The organism is Pseudoalteromonas sp. A22 (genome assembly GCF_018141345.1).
Taxonomy (GTDB): domain Bacteria; phylum Pseudomonadota; class Gammaproteobacteria; order Enterobacterales; family Alteromonadaceae; genus Pseudoalteromonas; species Pseudoalteromonas maricaloris.
Genome location: NZ_CP047238.1, coordinates 2,036,769 through 2,053,950, shown reverse-complemented (window position 1 = coordinate 2,053,950; position 17,182 = coordinate 2,036,769). Strand labels below are relative to the sequence as shown.

General features: G+C 43.0%; 13 protein-coding genes, 1 tRNA gene and 1 pseudogene. 7 read left to right on the top strand and 8 right to left on the bottom strand.

The genetic code is table 11. The features are described from left to right. Positions 1-203 precede the first annotated feature (203 nt). The gene (locus tag GSF04_RS13955) at positions 204-1,175 is read left to right on the top strand and encodes a transposase (RefSeq protein ID WP_211857520.1); all 972 of its coding nucleotides are present in this window, start codon (positions 204-206) and stop codon (positions 1,173-1,175) included. Between the two features lie 202 nt (positions 1,176-1,377). Here the strand turns inward: GSF04_RS13955 and GSF04_RS13950 are convergent, their stop codons facing one another. Together GSF04_RS13950 and GSF04_RS13945 are read right to left on the bottom strand one after the other, a co-directional pair. After that, positions 1,378-2,157, bottom strand: coding sequence for a hypothetical protein (locus tag GSF04_RS13950; RefSeq protein WP_211857519.1), 780 nt, complete (start codon positions 2,155-2,157; stop codon positions 1,378-1,380). A gap of 185 nt (positions 2,158-2,342) precedes the next feature. Continuing rightward, on the bottom strand, positions 2,343-2,576 hold the full coding sequence (locus GSF04_RS13945; RefSeq protein ID WP_211857517.1) for a hypothetical protein: 234 nt from the start codon (positions 2,574-2,576) through the stop codon (positions 2,343-2,345). A gap of 348 nt (positions 2,577-2,924) precedes the next feature. Between GSF04_RS13945 and GSF04_RS13940 the strand changes: the two are divergent. Continuing rightward, positions 2,925-3,885 (top strand): annotated as a pseudogene (locus GSF04_RS13940) (integron integrase). A 272-nt stretch (positions 3,886-4,157) separates the two neighbouring features. Here GSF04_RS13940 and GSF04_RS13935 read toward each other — a convergent pair. Beyond that, on the bottom strand, positions 4,158-4,592 hold the full coding sequence (locus GSF04_RS13935) for an AAA family ATPase (RefSeq protein WP_026000942.1): 435 nt from the start codon (positions 4,590-4,592) through the stop codon (positions 4,158-4,160). Positions 4,593-4,820: 228 nt separating this feature from the next. Between GSF04_RS13935 and asnS the strand changes: the two genes are divergently transcribed. From asnS to GSF04_RS13910, 5 genes are all read left to right on the top strand, one after another. Further along, positions 4,821-6,218, top strand: coding sequence for an asparagine--tRNA ligase (gene asnS / locus GSF04_RS13930; RefSeq protein ID WP_010379069.1), 1,398 nt, complete (start codon positions 4,821-4,823; stop codon positions 6,216-6,218). Between the two features lie 441 nt (positions 6,219-6,659). Beyond that, positions 6,660-7,508, top strand: coding sequence for a heme-binding protein (locus GSF04_RS13925; protein WP_249122495.1), 849 nt, complete (start codon positions 6,660-6,662; stop codon positions 7,506-7,508). Between the two features lie 566 nt (positions 7,509-8,074). Further along, complete coding sequence (locus tag GSF04_RS13920; RefSeq protein ID WP_249122494.1) at positions 8,075-8,482, top strand: hypothetical protein; 408 nt, start codon at positions 8,075-8,077, stop codon at positions 8,480-8,482. 70 nt (positions 8,483-8,552) lie between these two features. Further along, positions 8,553-10,946, top strand: coding sequence for a TOMM precursor leader peptide-binding protein (locus GSF04_RS13915; RefSeq protein WP_211859850.1), 2,394 nt, complete (start codon positions 8,553-8,555; stop codon positions 10,944-10,946). A 10-nt stretch (positions 10,947-10,956) separates the two neighbouring features. Next, entirely contained in the window at positions 10,957-11,919 is a 963-nt protein-coding gene (locus GSF04_RS13910) for a Gfo/Idh/MocA family oxidoreductase (protein ID WP_211859841.1), read from the top strand. A 212-nt stretch (positions 11,920-12,131) separates the two neighbouring features. Here GSF04_RS13910 and GSF04_RS13905 read toward each other — a convergent pair whose 3' ends face one another. The 5 genes from GSF04_RS13905 to GSF04_RS13885 form a co-directional block, all read right to left on the bottom strand. Then, positions 12,132-12,746 (bottom strand): FKBP-type peptidyl-prolyl cis-trans isomerase, encoded by a 615-nt coding sequence (locus tag GSF04_RS13905; RefSeq protein ID WP_010604796.1) that lies wholly within the window; start codon positions 12,744-12,746, stop codon positions 12,132-12,134. Between the two features lie 119 nt (positions 12,747-12,865). Continuing rightward, positions 12,866-13,249: a hypothetical protein gene (locus GSF04_RS13900; RefSeq protein ID WP_211859839.1), complete on the bottom strand. Its 384-nt coding sequence runs from the start codon at positions 13,247-13,249 to the stop codon at positions 12,866-12,868. Between the two features lie 53 nt (positions 13,250-13,302). Beyond that, positions 13,303-13,393: transfer RNA gene (locus tag GSF04_RS13895), tRNA-Ser, on the bottom strand. A 90-nt stretch (positions 13,394-13,483) separates the two neighbouring features. Then, positions 13,484-13,855 (bottom strand): hypothetical protein, encoded by a 372-nt coding sequence (locus GSF04_RS13890; RefSeq protein ID WP_010379077.1) that lies wholly within the window; start codon positions 13,853-13,855, stop codon positions 13,484-13,486. 234 nt (positions 13,856-14,089) lie between these two features. Next, positions 14,090-17,140: an efflux RND transporter permease subunit gene (locus GSF04_RS13885; protein ID WP_211859994.1), complete on the bottom strand. Its 3,051-nt coding sequence runs from the start codon at positions 17,138-17,140 to the stop codon at positions 14,090-14,092. Positions 17,141-17,182: the final 42 nt, after the last annotated feature.

Genomic DNA, 17,182 nt, shown 5'->3' with positions numbered 1-17,182 from the left:
TATCAGTATGTAAAGAACTTATCAGCATTCTGCTAAATATACCATCTGGAAAAATGCGCATGCGCGTTTCCCAAACCTATTATCTCAAATCGAAAACAAATAACCTCTTGATGCAAATCGCTGACACCCACCACTAATTTGCACCTTCCAAATATACCGCCTACGCTTTAATTCTGCACTCAAAGGATTGAGGAAACTAAATTATGGCAACTGCCCGTAAAAGACAAATCAGTTTAACCGACACCAAATACTACCACTGTATCTCCCGCTGCGTAAGGCGTGCGTTTCTGTGCGGTGAAGATAAATTTACTGGTAAATCATACGAGCACCGCCGAGATTGGGTTGAAGAAAAGCTATTGATGTTGGGGTCTGTGTTTTGTATTGATGTTTGCGCTTATGCGGTGATGAGTAATCACACTCACATTGTTTTATATGTTGATGATACAAAGGCTAAGCGTCTGTCGGATAAAGCAGTTGTGATACGGTGGCACAAGCTGTTTAAAGGTAATTGGATAAGCCAAAAGTTTACTGAAGGTGAACCACTCAGCGAATCGGAACAATTGATATTCGACGAGCTGGTTGATGGATATAGAGAAAGACTCGCAGATATTAGCTGGTTTATGCGGGTACTTAACGAAGATATCGCCCGCCGAGCAAATAAAGAAGATAATTGTACAGGTCGGTTTTGGGAAGGACGATTTAAATCCCAAGCATTACTGGACGAGGCAGCACTGGCTGCGTGTTTAGCCTACGTAGATTTAAACCCAATTAGAGCAAACATCGCCGCAACGCCTGAAACCTCAGACTACACCAGCATCAAAAAGCGCATTGACCATGCAAAATTAGGAAAGCAATCAAAAAGCCTACTACGCTTTGCTGGCAGCCCACGAATACACATGCCAAAAGGCCTGCCCTTTGAACTCAAATCCTATATTGAGTTAGTTGAACTCACAGGACAGTGTATTCGAGCCGATAAACGCGGTTATATTAACGAAGCGCAACCCATTCTTACTCGACTCAATATAGAGCCTGAAAACTGGATAAAACTCACTACGCAATTTTCTCGGGTATTCCACGGCGCGGTTGGAAGAGAGCGAACAATAACCGCTTACTGTGAAACACTCCAAAAACGACGACGGACAAACCTAACAAACTGCGAGCGCTTGCTAGCTTAGTAAAACTCACATTCTCAATTCTCGAATTTCTTACAGCTGCATTTGCAGCGCTTTGTCGTGCGCGATAGCTCAGTTTTGATGTAGAGATATGCTTGAGTGCTAAAAAACAACCAATCGATAAACGTTTTTGGCCAAAGTGATTGAAGTATTCTTATACTTTTTTACTTCACTTCCTCGGCTTGGATGTTAATAGTGATGGGTGTCAGTTATTTTTTGTTTGAATTTGGATATAATCAGAAATTCTTAGGATAAGCATTATAAATGGCACATGAGTATTTAGATGAACTCGTCTCGTATTTTTCTCAATCATATCGACGGCTTGACGCAAACCTAAATGATGACTTCTAGCAATAAACCCGCATAAATCAAGAAAGCTACTCTGTTGCTCATCGCTTAAATCAATAGAAACTCCATCAACACCTGGTACGCCATAGAATGCGATTTCGTGAGCCATTCTAGCATGGTGTCTACGAATGAACTCTCCAATTAGTAACTTATCCCTATCTGTCCAATCAATCTTATTTGAAGGGATATTCCTAACAGGAACCTCGTCACCAAAAATAGAATACAATTTCTTTGCGTCAAACCTTTTAGCTTCAGCAAAGTAATCACTCCAAACATCACTCCAACTTTTCTCCTTACCTGTATAACGTGAAGTAACTGAAGGGAATTTATCATTAATTAAAGCGTCGAAAGCATCAACGGTCATGTGCATTGCACAGTCGTGTAATAAAACAGATACAACCATTGCAGCTGCATCTTTAGGTGTAAGTTGATCCCAACTTTCATCAGAAATAATACCATCAGCTGTTAATAAGACTTCGTTTAAGTGAGTAAAACCATGATCTGTATATTCGGGGAAAAAAATGGGTTTATTGTCATTAATCCATGGGGTTAACTTGGCAATACAAGAGTAAACAAAAGCTTTTATTATAGGGTCAGTTTCAAGAAGAGTTTTGGTTCTACTGGGTAAATATAGCAATTCATTTTCCTTATGATTTATTATTTAGAGACTAACAGATTAAATTGTTAACCTACTGATGTGGGTAACAAAGATGCCTAACGCCGCCAGCAACTGCCGTAGTAAGTTGGCTTGATTTTTTGCGTTTTTTGCAAAAAACAAGACAGCTTACGGAGGTCAGATTGACTGACCTTGTTAGGTGGTAGCTACTCAGCCATATATTCTGTAATTTCACGCTCAATACGCTTAAATTCGTTAATGGTAACTCTATGTCCTTCGCTACATTTAGCTGCTTCAGACCCCTCAATAACAATATCAATGATGCCTAATTCATCTGAGCAAGCTAGCTGTAATTGAATAGATTCTGTTTCCACTATCCAGACACAAACATTGTCGAGATTAACATTAAACCCATCTGATACTTTCAAACCCTTTTTCATTTATTACTCCATTTATTAGAACTTGATGCAGCGCATCTTTAAACACCTAACATTTTATTCGTGCGCATGCGCGTTTACCTCGTTAGACCAATGAAAACGCGCGCAGTTAACTATCAGTATGTAAAGAACTTATCAGCATTCTTCTAAATATACCATCTGGAAAAATGCGCATGCGCGTTTCCCAAACCTATTATCTCAAATTGCAGACAAATAACCTTTTGATAAACAATAACATTTTTAATTTACTCATACACAAACGCGCAAAAATTTTTTCATTATTTCCCTTGATATCCGAGAATTCCAGATAACACTGTATACACACACAGCAATATGAGCTAAGGAGTTACCATGAGTCTAAAAAGCCCATTTCTGAAAGGCCTTCAGGAAGAAATGCGTATGCGTGGTTACAGCATTAGAACAGAAAAAAACCTACCTATATTGGATTAAGGCATTCATTAACTTTCACCACAAGCGTCACCCTGAGACAATGGGAACGGAAGAGGTTACACAATTTTTAACTTTCCTTGCCAACCAACGAAATGTGGCTATCAACACACAAAAAATTGCACTTAACGCGTTAGCCTATTTGTATCAGAAGCATTTGCACCATGAGCTTGGGGATTTAGGCTTTTGCTATGCCACTAAACAAAGACATTTACCTACAGTGTTATCCCCATCAGAAATCTCACTAATACTAAATGAACTTGATGGCCGCGATAGACTAATAATAGAACTACTCTATGGTAGCGGACTAAGAGTTTCAGAATGCCTCAGGTTACGTATCCAAGATATTGATATTGATAGAGCTTCGCTGACCGTTAGAGACGGAAAAGGGCATAAAGATAGGCAAACCATCCTCAGCAATAGATGCTCAAAAAAGCTCACTACCTATATTGAAATGGCTATTAAGATTCAACAGGATGACAACCTTCACGGGATAGGTCCATCTTTGCCAAATGCAGTAGAACGCAAGTATCCCAACGCGTTTAGGCAGCATGGGTGGATGTTTATTTTCCCTTCCAGCACTACTTGTATCAATCCTTATACAGGAACACTTTGCAGGCACCATTTACATCAAAGTGTTATTCGTAAAGCGCTCGGGAATGCCGTGCGTAATATTCAAATAAATAAACGCGTCACCTGCCATACGTTTAGGCATAGCTTCGCAACCCATTTGCTTCAAGCTGGTCGTGATATAAGCAGTGTTCAAGAATTACTGGGCCACAATGACGTTAGTACCACACAAATCTATACACATGTACTTGGCCAACATTTTGCAGGTACAACTAGCCCGTTAGACACAATATAAATGTCAGAGCCCTTTCGAAACTCAGTAGCATTACTAAAGTTGGGTCAACTGAAGCTAAAAAAGTTGGTTGCACATTCCACTGCTGAATCGAAATGGGGCAGGAATGAGTTGACTAAACGGCCGCTATGTAGAATGAAGCTAACATTGATGACCGTCTCTTGTTTGCTCGAAGGCGAAGTCTAAACCCGCTCTTTTTAACTGTAAGATCGGATATGATACTACCCTGTTTTACATGCGCGAGCGTTGTTAGCGTTACTCTACCCTAAGCTTGATCACCATTCGAAAAGGTGGGCCATTTTTGAAATTGTTTTCAAGCCAATGCCATGGCTATTACGCTTGGCATATAAGTGCTGTAGGGATTTATCTTTAATTTCGCCAACAATGACTTCTTTCACTTGATAGCCCATTGCCACAGCAGCTGATGCATAAGCAACAAACTCCCATTTCTTGATATTGGTGTTATCAACAACGACCAAAGGGATACCTTCAGCTAAGGCGTTAATAAACCGAGCTAAGTTTAAGTTGTGATATTCTGAAAGGCGTTGTTTTTCAAAATGATACTCGCCGTTTTCATTAAGAAAATAATCATCGGTTGAACAGATAAAATACTGTGTTTCATCGCCGGAGACGAGGTCGTCGGCTAGCGTTTGCGCATAATGCGATTTTCCAGAGCCAGGTAGACCCCTCAAAATAAAAACTTGTTTCATCGAGTTTTGAACGTCACTGTTAGTATTAATAAAGCTATTTTTATCATCGAACATTCATAATGCCACAGTCCGACTGTTTTTTCATGGCTTTTACTCATTCTTTTCAGCCCAGTTTTTTGCATTTCAGTGTTTTTTTATTTGTCCATCGCAGGTAAGATACGGCTTACATGACGATAAGACACTCTGTCTTTTAATTTACAAATAAAAAATAAATCATTTGGAGTAAAGATGAGCCACACAGCGATAACGGAGCTACTAGCAGGCACCGTTGCGGTTGACAGCCAAGTAACAGTAAAAGGCTGGATCCGTACACGACGTGATTCAAAAGCAGGTATTTCATTTCTAGCCGTTCATGACGGTTCTTGTTTTGACCCTATTCAAGCCGTAGTCCCTAATTCGCTGAATAATTATGACGAAGTGACTCGTCTTACTGCTGGGTGTTCAGTAGCGGTGACTGGTGTGCTTGTACAATCACAAGGTCAAGGTCAATCTTTTGAGATCCAAGCGAACAGCGTTGAGGTATTAGGCTGGGTTGAGAATCCAGATTCATACCCAATGGCTGCAAAACGCCACAGTATCGAATACTTACGCGAACATGCGCACCTTCGCCCTCGCACTAATGTTATGGGCGCGGTTACGCGTGTTCGTAACTGTCTTGCGCAAGCTATTCACCGTTTCTATCATGAGCGTGGCTACCAGTGGATCAGCACGCCTATCATTACCGCGAGTGACTGTGAAGGCGCAGGCGAGATGTTCCGTGTATCTACACTTGATATGAACAACCTACCACGCACAGACAAAGGCGATGTAGACTATTCAGAAGACTTTTTTGGTAAAGAAGCATTCTTGACCGTATCTGGTCAGCTTAACGGTGAAACATACGCGAGTGCCCTTTCAAAAATCTATACTTTTGGTCCAACATTCCGTGCTGAAAACTCAAACACTTCTCGTCACTTGGCAGAGTTTTGGATGGTTGAGCCTGAAGTGGCATTCGCCGACCTTAACGACATCGCAGCGCTTGCAGAAGACATGTTGAAGTATGTGTTTAAAGCAGTACTTGATGAACGTCGTGATGATATGGAGTTTTTCGCACAGCGCATCGAAAAAGATGCCATTACTCGCCTAGAATCATTCATCGATAAAGACTTTGCTCAGGTAGATTACACAGATGCTATCGAAATTCTAAAAGCATGCGATAAAGAGTTTGAATTCCCTGTTGAATGGGGCGTCGACTTACAGTCAGAACACGAACGTTACCTTGCTGAAGTACACTTTAACGCACCAGTAGTTATCAAAAACTACCCTCGTGATATCAAAGCATTCTACATGCGCCAAAACGAAGACGGTAAAACCGTTGCCGCTATGGATGTCGTTGCACCTGGTATTGGTGAAATCATTGGTGGCTCACAACGTGAAGAGCGTCTAGATGTGCTAGATGCGCGTCTTGAAGAGATGGGCTTAAACAAAGAAGATTACAGCTGGTACCGCGACCTACGTAAGTATGGAACAGTGCCTCACTCAGGCTTTGGTCTGGGCTTTGAGCGCTTGGTTGCTTATGTTACTGGTATGGGCAACGTACGTGACGTTATTGCCTTCCCTCGTACTAAAGGCAGTGCGACTTACTAAAACGTCACAAACTCAGCTTTGCTAAAAACGCTCCCTTTTATGGGAGCGTTTTGCATTGTGCGTTTAGAGATCTCTCATGATAACGTCAGCGCTTTACTATAGTTGTACCAACATAGCGCTCACCCGAGGTCAAAGAACCCTACCAATTCAAACGCCTAAGCATTCATATGCACAACACAGCCCTCAATGTAATGTGATGTAATCGATCAATTTGCATAACCATACTTAAATTAAACACTGAAAACACTTTATTAATAAACCTTTTAAAGGGAGTTTTTTATGTTTAATACTGTCACCAATCAGCAAGCAAAAGCCACAGCAGATCACCTACAAGCTGCGCTGCAACCTAACTAGCAAGGTTTTGTCCCAGATTACAATATACCTTTACTCGCAACAGGAGGAGGAAATAGCCAGCCAGAAACCCTCAGCGCACTTGGGCCATTGGCAGATCTCATCGGCACTTGGGCAAGTGCTCGTTTTGCGGGATTTAACGTCATGCCGCTGCCGCAAGAAACTGCTCCAGAAGGGGTTATATTATTTAATTTCCCTTACTACGAGGTGATCACCTTTAGCGCTACACAAGGAAAAGTAGTAAATCGAGGTGGCGATTATCAACAAAATAGTTATACGATCTTTTATGAGCAACGTGTATTTTTTGCCGACGGTGACAAGAAAGACCAACTTGTGCATGCTGAAAATGGCACTTGGCTCAATTTAGCCACCACCAATCAAGGTTCAGGTAAGTACAACCGCCCTCCTTATATCCCCGCTCCTTCAGGTGGAGCAAACGTGCCAATACAAAATCCAGAGCATGCGATAGTCAAACAGGTTTCAATTCCACACGGTAACTCAATTTTAGCACTTGGAAATCATCACTTTGTCGATGGTCGTCCAGAAATTCCCATTGCCAACACGCTGCCGCAACCAGAAACTAAGGCAGGTACTGCCATTGCGGGTTTGTATGGCGAAAACTCACCGAGTAATCCAAATATCAATCCGAATATCGTGTTAGAACAACAATTGCTAGTTAACCAAGCATATAACCCTATCACTAAAACGGATATTTTGACCGTTAACAGTGACAATGATGGATTAGTTTCAAGTATCCCATTTTGTAAAAACCATGTAGACGTTCAAAACTTTTCTACTACTTACTGGATAGAAAGGTCATCCAGTGGCGCGTTGCAACTGCAATACACACAGAATATTTCGCTACAGTTTAACAACACCAAAAACAGCAAACTACTGTTTCCCCACATTACTGCAAACACCCTGTTTAAGGTGGGATAGCGATACTAGGATTTCGCTTAGGTTCAAAATATAAGTTGATATCTACATGTAGTTAGTCAGGTCTCAACCTTGTTGTTATTTGCCATGGCGAATTTAGCGGTGTCTATCGCCCGGCACCAAACATCAATCTAAAGCCATGACTTTGGTCATAAAGGATTTGAAAATGAGTAATGACGTTAAAGATCTTCAGGTTCAGCTCACTGAGCTAAGTTCAAAAGTTAAAGAATTAGAAAAGCAATATTCTGAGCAGCAAGCAGAGGGAGTACGTAAATGCGACGCTTGCGCCCTTACGTGCAGTCCTTGTTATTTATGTACTCCTTGCACACCATGTACTCCATGTTCGCCTTGTACAAACTGCCTCCCTTGTGTTGTCAATTTCTGTAACTGCTGCCTTCACTGTCAGCCCACTGCTACGCCAGAATCTGCATCACTGCAATGTCTACAGTGTCAACCTTCAGGGGGCGCTAGTGTTCAATGCGCACAAAGCATACAGTGTGTTCCTTGTATCATTTCGTTCTGTGTAACCTGCCAGCCTGCGCAATGCGTTACTTGCCAACCAACACAGTGTGTATTATGTCAACCGCAGTGTGTTCCTTGCCAACCAACACAATGTGTATTATGCCAACCACAGTGTGTATTATGTCAACCGCAGTGTGTTCCTTGCCAACCAACACAATGTGTATTATGCCAGCCGCAGTGTGTTACTTGTCAGCCAACACAGTGTGTATTATGTCAACCGCAGTGTGTTACTTGTCAGCCAACACAGTGTGTTTTATGTCAACCGCAGTGTGTTCCTTGCCAGCCAACACAATGTGTTTTATGTCAATCGCAGTGTGTTACTTGTCAGCCAACACAGTGTGTGTTGTGTCAACCCTCTGTTAATCACTTTCAAGGTGCACAATTGTGTGCAGGAAGTAACCCAACATACCAATGTTATACCTGTACACCAGGTCCAATTTATTGCTGTATGTTGAGTGCAGTTCAAGGATAAAGACATTAGTGAAGCCTCTCTATCGGGGCTTCCATAACTTACAGAGGATGCATATGAATAAAGATAAAATAAGGCTATCACCTGCCGCGAGTATCTTACCTAACGATGAGGGAGTATTGCTACGCTCTGATCTTGGAGATTTTCAACTCCATGGAAAAGACATAAGTGCTTTTGTTGACGACATTATTCCTTTATTAAATGGTGACTTTGGCCTCGATGAGATCGCATCACAGATAACGCAATACTCTAGCGCTAGTGTTGAGCAATTATTGCGCTTATTGGAGCAAAAAGGTCTCATTGAACGCGTTGTTATCAACTCAACCTCAGCTCCTTGGCCTGAACAATACCGCTTTATTAACGCGTGGCAAAATGAGGCAAAGCGTGATCCACGAACACTCCAGAATAACCGTATTCTGTGTATAGGGTTAACGCCTTGGGCGATGCCTATGCTAGAAGAGCTGTTAAATGCTGGCGTAGGGTATATTCATATTCTTGATGATGCTAATTGTACTAACCAAAGTGGCTATTATCATCATGCAGTTAATCACCTGCCAAGTAATACTACAACGGTCGATGCCTTCACAGACTACCTAAAGCAACGCTTTGTTCACTCAGAAGTTAGTGTACAAACTGCCGAACTGAACTCCCCATTAGATGAAGTTATTCTTCAAAACTGGGATCTGGTTGTTATTTCTCTGCCATCGGACTCGCTCAGTGCGCATACCAACATCGCCACGCATTTAGCTAAGCTTGCACTACCCACTTTTTACGTCTCAATTGATGGACTAACCGGGCATGTAGGTCCATATGTTACCAATCAAGGCGGTGGATGCTGGAACTGTTTACGACTGCGAAAACTTGGCACTGCAATAAATCCGCAAACTGCACACAAGATTGATGAGATCACGAATAAAGCACATTCCGGCGCTCGAGCCCATTCAATTTTAAGTAGTATGTCAGCATCAATCGCAATGCAGGCTGCAACGGATATACAAACCATTTTGTTACAGTACACGCAATCTGTGCTGCAAAATACTACCAGAACAACCAATTTGGTTAGTGGAGAAAGCTCGCTTCACCCTATTATTCCAGTCCCCGAATGCGCAGTATGCTCTGGCCCTAGTGAACAAGATATCTCTGCCAACAATAAGGCATTACCAGCCATTTCTGAATTAAAGACAGTTGAGCAATTTAAAACAATGATGCGAGGTTGGGTTGACCCAGAATTTGGCGTGATAAAACAACTAACGGGCCATGCCCCCCACTTACCTGAACTCCCAGTCACCGCATCCGCTAGCCTAAGTAGTTTTACAAGTGGTCAATTTGATCCGAGAACACAAGGCCAAGTTGGTTCAGGCAAAGGATTAGACTCGCTTTCAGCTCATATTAGTGCCGTGGGTGAAGCACTTGAACGTTATTCAGCAGCGAGATACGATATTCGTAACTGTCGTTATGCCACGGTAAATCAACTTCAAGGAGACTACGTAAACCCAGCAGATCTAGTCCTCTATTCTCCCGAGCAGTATGCAACACCGGGGTTTCCTTTTAGTAAATGGCGAAGCAAACAAAAAATTCATTGGGTTGAAGGCAATTGGATTGGCACAAGTCGCGCTACTTGGGTGCCCGCTTTAGTGAGCTACTTTAATTTTACTTGCCCTTATGAAGAACAATTCAGTCAAGTTTCTTCTAATGGCTTAGCGGCAGGTAAAGATAACGAAGATGCCGCTGTCAGAGCCTGCTTCGAACTCATTGAAAGAGATGCGATGATGCTTACCTGGTACGCCCAACTCCCTTGTACTAGATTAGATGCCGACTCTTTGCTAACTGGCAAGTTGAAGCTCATGGTCGAATCGATAACACAGCAAGGCATAGCGCTAGAGTTATACCTTCTTGACGTCGGCATCCATATCCCAACGGTAGTTTGCCTTGGTCTAGGCGATGGCATCACCACGCCTGCGGTATCAGTTTCACTAGCAACCCATGACAACATCAATGTGGCTGTCACCAAAGCATTATTGGAGCAAGGTCATGTTATGCCCTATCTTTGCAGCCTAATGCAGAGTGGGCATAAAGCTCCACAAACCGTAGAGCAGGTCAGAACGTTAGAGGATCATGCTGCATTTTATTTCTCTAGTGCACACTTATCCGCCTTTAACTTCATGAGACAGCCTAAATCTGAATCTAAACCGCTATCATGCTGGTCTTATCCTACACTTGAGGGAGCCGCAGATCTAAGACAGCGCATTACCAAAGCGGGGGTTGATATTGCCATTGTTGACGTCACTGCTTCAGACGTTGCATTAAGTCCATTTAGAGTTGCTCGAGCTGTTGGTGTTAATATGCAGCCCATTCACTTTGGCGAACAATTCAAGCGCATTGACAACCCAAGATTGCATAAACTCTTGGCAGGCCGCGCGGTTAACTTGTATCCACACCCCATTGCATAAGGACTCAGCTATGAAAGTTTTAGTATGCGGAACAAATTATGGTGCTACTTATATTCGAGCATTACAGTTTCAAAATATGGGATTGATGCTCAGTGGCATATTGTCGACTGGTGGTCTTCGCTCAACACAGTACGCTCAGTCCTTTGCCGTACCGCATTACACCAATGTAGAGCAGATAACAGACAAACAAGTAGATATTGCTTGTGTGGCTATCGCTGGCGATGCCGGTATTGAGATTACTATCGCACTATTAGAAAAACATATTCATGTAATTTGTGAACATCCAATTGGGCCAACCTCGATGGCACAGGCATTAGCAGTCGCAAAAGCGAATGGCGTTAGGTTCTGGGTGAACGCCCATTTCGCCGATTTGTATCCTATTCGCTCTTTCTATGACAGCTACTTCAGTGCCGCCGCACAAGGCCAATGTATGCATCTAGACCTCGCCGTTAACCTCAGGACACTGTATTCGGGACTGGATTTAATTTGTCGTCTGTTTACCGACGAAGTTGATGTGACAGTAGCCATTCAACCGAAGGCTACTCCGAGTGCGTTTGCTAGTATTTTGCTACAACGCGGGGAGATGTCCATTTCGCTGCTTTGTCAAAACTTTGCGTCTGAGTTTGATGATGGTTCAGCAACATTTATCAATCATAGAGTCTCAGCCATATTTAACCATGGCACATTACTGCTAAGCGATACTTATGGTCCATTAACTTGGTTACCATCACCTATCACTATGTCTAGTAAAGAGTGGCGAAGCCACTACCTGCTGGAGCAACATGCGTTTACGGTGAATGAAATAATGACATTGCGCGATAAAGCCAACTTAGCCGTACTTGAACAACTTAAAGCCGTTATCTATGGCGACAGCGACTGTCCCCATTTTCAAACGCCTGACTACCTAATTGCATTATCAAAGCTTTGGGAGAATGTGTATTTAGTATTGAATGGAAGTAATGAGGCGGGTTAAAGAAAATATGCAGCAAAAGTAATATCAACTAGCCTAATTCAACGATCCATTTTTAGACGAGAAAATCTTGTCGATAGCACAGCTATGGGCAAGGTAGCGAGGTCTGTGTCGGCGAGGTAAAAGTTTTTGTTATTTAGTCGCTCAATTTGAGGGAGTATTAACGCTAAATGGAATAATAGAGTGGATCGAACAGATCCACTCAAAGCATAGACTTAAAGTACGTCTAGTAGTTCAACGTCAAAGATCAACGTTGAGAAAGGTGCGATTGCAGCACCTGCACCACGCTCGCCGTATGCAAGCTCATGCGGCACGTATAGACGCCACTTTGAACCCGCAGGCATCATTTGAAGTGCTTCAGTCCAACCTTTGATAACACCATTTACTGGGAATTCAGCTGGTTGACCACGCTCATAAGAGCTGTCAAAAGTCGTACCGTTGATTAGAGTACCGTGGTAATGAACACGTACTTTTGAATCTTCAACAGGCTTATCACCTTCGCCAGTTTCAACTACTTCATACTGAAGACCAGACTCAGTTACTGTTACTTCCGCACGCTTTGCATTTTCTTCTAGAAATGCAACACCTTCAGCTGCTAATACTTTCGCTTCTTCTTCACGACGCTGTTGGATTTCAGCATTGATCTTCTCAAATGCCGCTTGAATTTCAGGGATCTCAACGCGGAAGCTGTCACCAGCATAAGCGTCTTTCATACCTTCGAATACAGAGTTAAGGTTTAGACCTTCAAAAGGGTTTGCTTTAAGTTGCTCACCCATTTGTAAACCAATACCGTAGCTCGCTTTATCTGCGTCTGTGTTGAATTGAGACATAGTCTTTCCATATTTTTTATTAACAAGAACCTTAGATTGTATCACAGCCAAAATAGGCAAGATACCGGAGCTGCTTGATTATCAAGCAGTCGAGCTATTCGTCGGACACAAAAAAACCGCTAACTAGCGGCTTTCTCTTCGGCGTATTGTTTGAGTTTTTTCATTACAAAGGTTGCAAATGGCAGTAATAATACAAGGCCAATATTAAGCTCATCACTGTACTCTCCCAAGCTACCAACAAAGTAGTGTCCAAATCCAACCACACCAAATAATGCAATAACCACACTGGCAATTTCTGGCCAGGATTTTTCATATTTAGTGATCAGATGACCAACAAGGCAATTGAATAAAAAAATATGCAGCAGCGTCATCGTGATATCAGGGTCTTGTTGTGAATCAATCGACAACGTAAGCGCCATGTTCAGGCCACTAAGATAAAAATAACTAAATACAATCCAAATAGAACTATGTTTTATTATTGCCATGTTACTAGCTGCAGCCATACACGCCTCCAAACGAAAAAAACCGCCATTTGGAGGCGGTTTTGGGAATGAGGTGGCGGAGAGATAGGGATTTGAACCCTAGATACGCTATTAACGTATGCCGGTTTTCAAGACCGGTGCTTTCAACCACTCAGCCATCTCTCCGTTGTTGGCGCGCATTTTATGGAGTTATCCATCGGTTGTAAAGCACTATTTCGATTTTTGCATTCAAAAGCGCAAATAATAGCCGAATAATCAATAATATTGCTTTGGCCTTTTGGCAATGTAAGCAAAAATACAACTGGCGATAACCATCGCAATCACGATGATCCCCGAATCAATCATACCAATAACTGCGTTTTTTGCGGGCAGCACTTTTTCAATGATAACCGGAATAGATGAAAACAACACAACGGTACTGAGCACTTTGAATGCTCTGGAAAAATCAAATCGCTTGGTGTAACTCATCCATGTTGTTAGTAATCCTAATACCAAGATAGGCGCCAATAGCCCCATCCATATCTCACTGGTATAACTCGATAATGCAACGGTTGCCGTGCACCCTATCAAGCTCCAAATAATCCAGGCGGTCCAATTTTCCCGTTCTTTTAAAAATAAATTACCCATGACACATCTTCTTTCAATTAGCTTGTTATTTTTATTATTGTTATAGAAAACAGGATTTACTGTCTTAGAGTAGCAAACATACTGGCTATAAAACAACCACATCGGTTGTGACAGTTTAAATAATGAAAAGTTCAACAAAAAGTATCAAAGAATGTGTTACCACAACATTAATCACTGTATAAAAAAAGCGCAGCTATTGCTGCGCTCACCTTACTTTATTTTTAACCGTGGAATTTAACTTTCAGCTTTATCAAGTTCATCCACTAATAATTTGGTTTCATCCGCCCTCGGTTTTGTAAATCTCGCTAAACCGAGATAAACGACAGGTGTGAGGTAAAGCGTAAAGAAAACCGCCAAGCCTAGACCGCCAAATACGACCCAGCCGATTGCATTTCTCGATTCAGCACCTGCGCCAACCGATAAAATCAACGGTAAAGCACCAAGCAATGTAGATACTAAAGTCATCATGATAGGACGCAAACGGATCACTGCCGCTTCTTCAACGGCTTGTCTTACTGACCGTCCTTTATCACGTAACTGATCAGCGAACTCAACTAACAAGATGGCATTTTTAGCGATTAAACCAATCAACATCACTAAACCGATTTGCGAATATATGTTTAGCGAAGTACCTGTAAGATACAGCGCCAATATGGCGGAGGTGATCCCAAACGGAACTGTGATCATCACTACAACGGCACTATTCACGCTTTCAAATTGTGCAGCAAGTACGAGTAACACAATCAAAAACGCCAGCACGTAGGTAAGTAACACTTCGTTGGCCGTTTCTTCAAACGTTAAGGCTTCCCCTTTAAACGCTAGCGTCACGCTGTCAGGTAAACTCTGATCTGCCAGCGTTCGTAATTTTTCAACCACTTCAGCCATAGGCATATCTTCTGGCTGTTTCATATCCAGCTCGATACTACGACGCTGAGCGTGGCGTTCAAGCTCTGCAGCTACGCCCTCTTCTACAATAACGGCAAGGCTACTTAGCGGAACTAATGCACCAGAGCGGCTGCCAACATAAAGGTTAGCCAAATCACTTGGGTCTCTGATGGTATGGTTTTGAGCTTGCAGCATAATTGGTATGGATTGATCGCCAACATTCAAATCGGCAACATCATCACCATTAATCGCCGCCCTAAGTGTCGTTGAGATGTCACTTAAACTAACGCCAAGCTCTTCTGCTCTTCGACGGTCAATGTTTACGCGTAGCTGAGGTTGTGAGGGTTGATAAGAGATTTGCACCGGCGCCACGTCTGGCATTTCTTTTTCAACCAAAACCGCAAATTGTTGCGCAGCTTTAAAGATCTCTAAATAGTCGTTACCAAGTAGCGCAAGCTCGATACCACCACCTTGGCCTCTTAGGTTTAAGCTATTTGCACCAAAGGCACGAGCCGGTGCGCCAGGTATATTACCAAGCGGTCCTCTGATCTTATCGATAATTTCCTGTTGCGAGAAATGACGCTCATCCCAATGCTTTAATGGCACAGTGATGAACACGATATTGGGATCCCACTGACCGACAACCGTATAGATTGACTCTATTTCTCCGCTTTCAACAAAAGGTAATAAAATATCTTCCATTTGTTTGGCTTGTCTATCCATAAAGTTAAGACCAACACCGTCAGGCCCTCTTGCGAAAATGCGAATTTTACCTCTGTCTTCAGATGGCAAAAGCTCATTATCCAATTGCGAATAGAGCGCACCAGACAAGCTCGCAATAACCACAAATACACCAAAGGTTAGCCATGCATGGTCAAGTACCCAGTGGATCGTACCGCGATACATTTCTGCGAGTTTCACACCAACACTTGAAAACAGGTGCTTTTTGCTATCTTGCTTTACTTTTAACTTAGATGTTAATGCTGGCACCAATGACAGTGCCACAAATGAAGAAATAATCACGGCACCAGCTAACACGCCACCAAACTCCCTGAACAGTCGGCCCGCAGTCGAGGGTAAAAAGGCAATCGGTACGAATACCGCAGCAAGTACTGCGGTTGTCGCAACTACAGCAAAGAAGACTTCTCTTGTCCCAAGTACCGCCGCAGCGCGACGACCTATCCCTTCGCCACGACGACGCTGAATATTCTCACTAACAACAATCGCATCATCTACGATAAGTCCAGTGGCCAACACCAGTGCTAGCAAGGTTAAAATATTAACCGAGAAGCCAAGCGCCCAGATCAGCGCCAAAGAGCCGATAAGCGCAACCGGGATTGCAAAAGCTGGAATAAGCGTCGCACGCCACGAGCCAATAAATACCCAAAGCGTGAATACCACCAGCAATATGGTTATCACCAAAGAGCTTAAGACTTCGTCTACGGATGAGCGAATAAACTGTGCATCATCGGAGGTGACGAATAGCTCCAGATCTGGAAAGCGTACTTTTATCTTATCAACGAGTTGCAGCACTTCATCTGAGATTTCAATGGTATTGGACTGTGCTTGGCGAATGATCTCAAGCCCAATTACAGGCTCTCCGTCAAGCCTCACCATAGAGCGAGGATCAGCCGGTCCAAAATACACAGAGGCAATATCCCCCACCCGAGTCTCGCCACGAATGATGATATCACTCACCTGCTCAGCGGTTACAGAAGTGGCATCAGCACGGACAATCAGCTGCTGATCGTCAGACTTTAAACTGCCTGCGGGTACATCAAACGGTGCTTGTCTAAGCGCCGCAGCAACATCCGGAACGGTTAGATTAAAGCTTGTCAGTTTTAAGGGATCAAGTCTTACGCGCAGCACCCGTTCTCTATCGCCGTTCAGGCGCACATCGGCCACGCCTGGAATAGTCAAAAACTGCGGCGCTAAGTCTTTTTCTACTCGCTCGGTCAATCCTTCAAGTGTTAAAGAGGCACTACTTACAGTTAAAGAAACCACGGCTTCTGCGTCATTATCCGCTTTAATAATGGACACCCGTTCAACTTCCTCCGGTAGCTCTCTTTGTACTCGAGAAACGGATTCGCGTGTTTCGTTTGCTGCATCGTCTAGATTAATGCCCGGACGAAATTCAACAACAATCCGTGCATTATTTTCTTCACTTTGTGCACGAATGCTTTTTACACCACTGACACGCGCGACTGCGCCTTCTAACTTACTCGTTACTTCGGTGTCGACGGTCTCAGGCGAGCCGCCGGGAAACGATGCGGACACCGTTAAACGCGGCCTATCTACATCGGGCAGTTCACGAACTTCAACGCCGGCAAGAGCAGCAATACCTGCAATAATAATCAATAAATTTAATACAACGATTAATACCGGACGGCGAATGGCCATCGACGGTAAGTCTTGTAACTGTGGTAACTCCGGTTTAGTCAC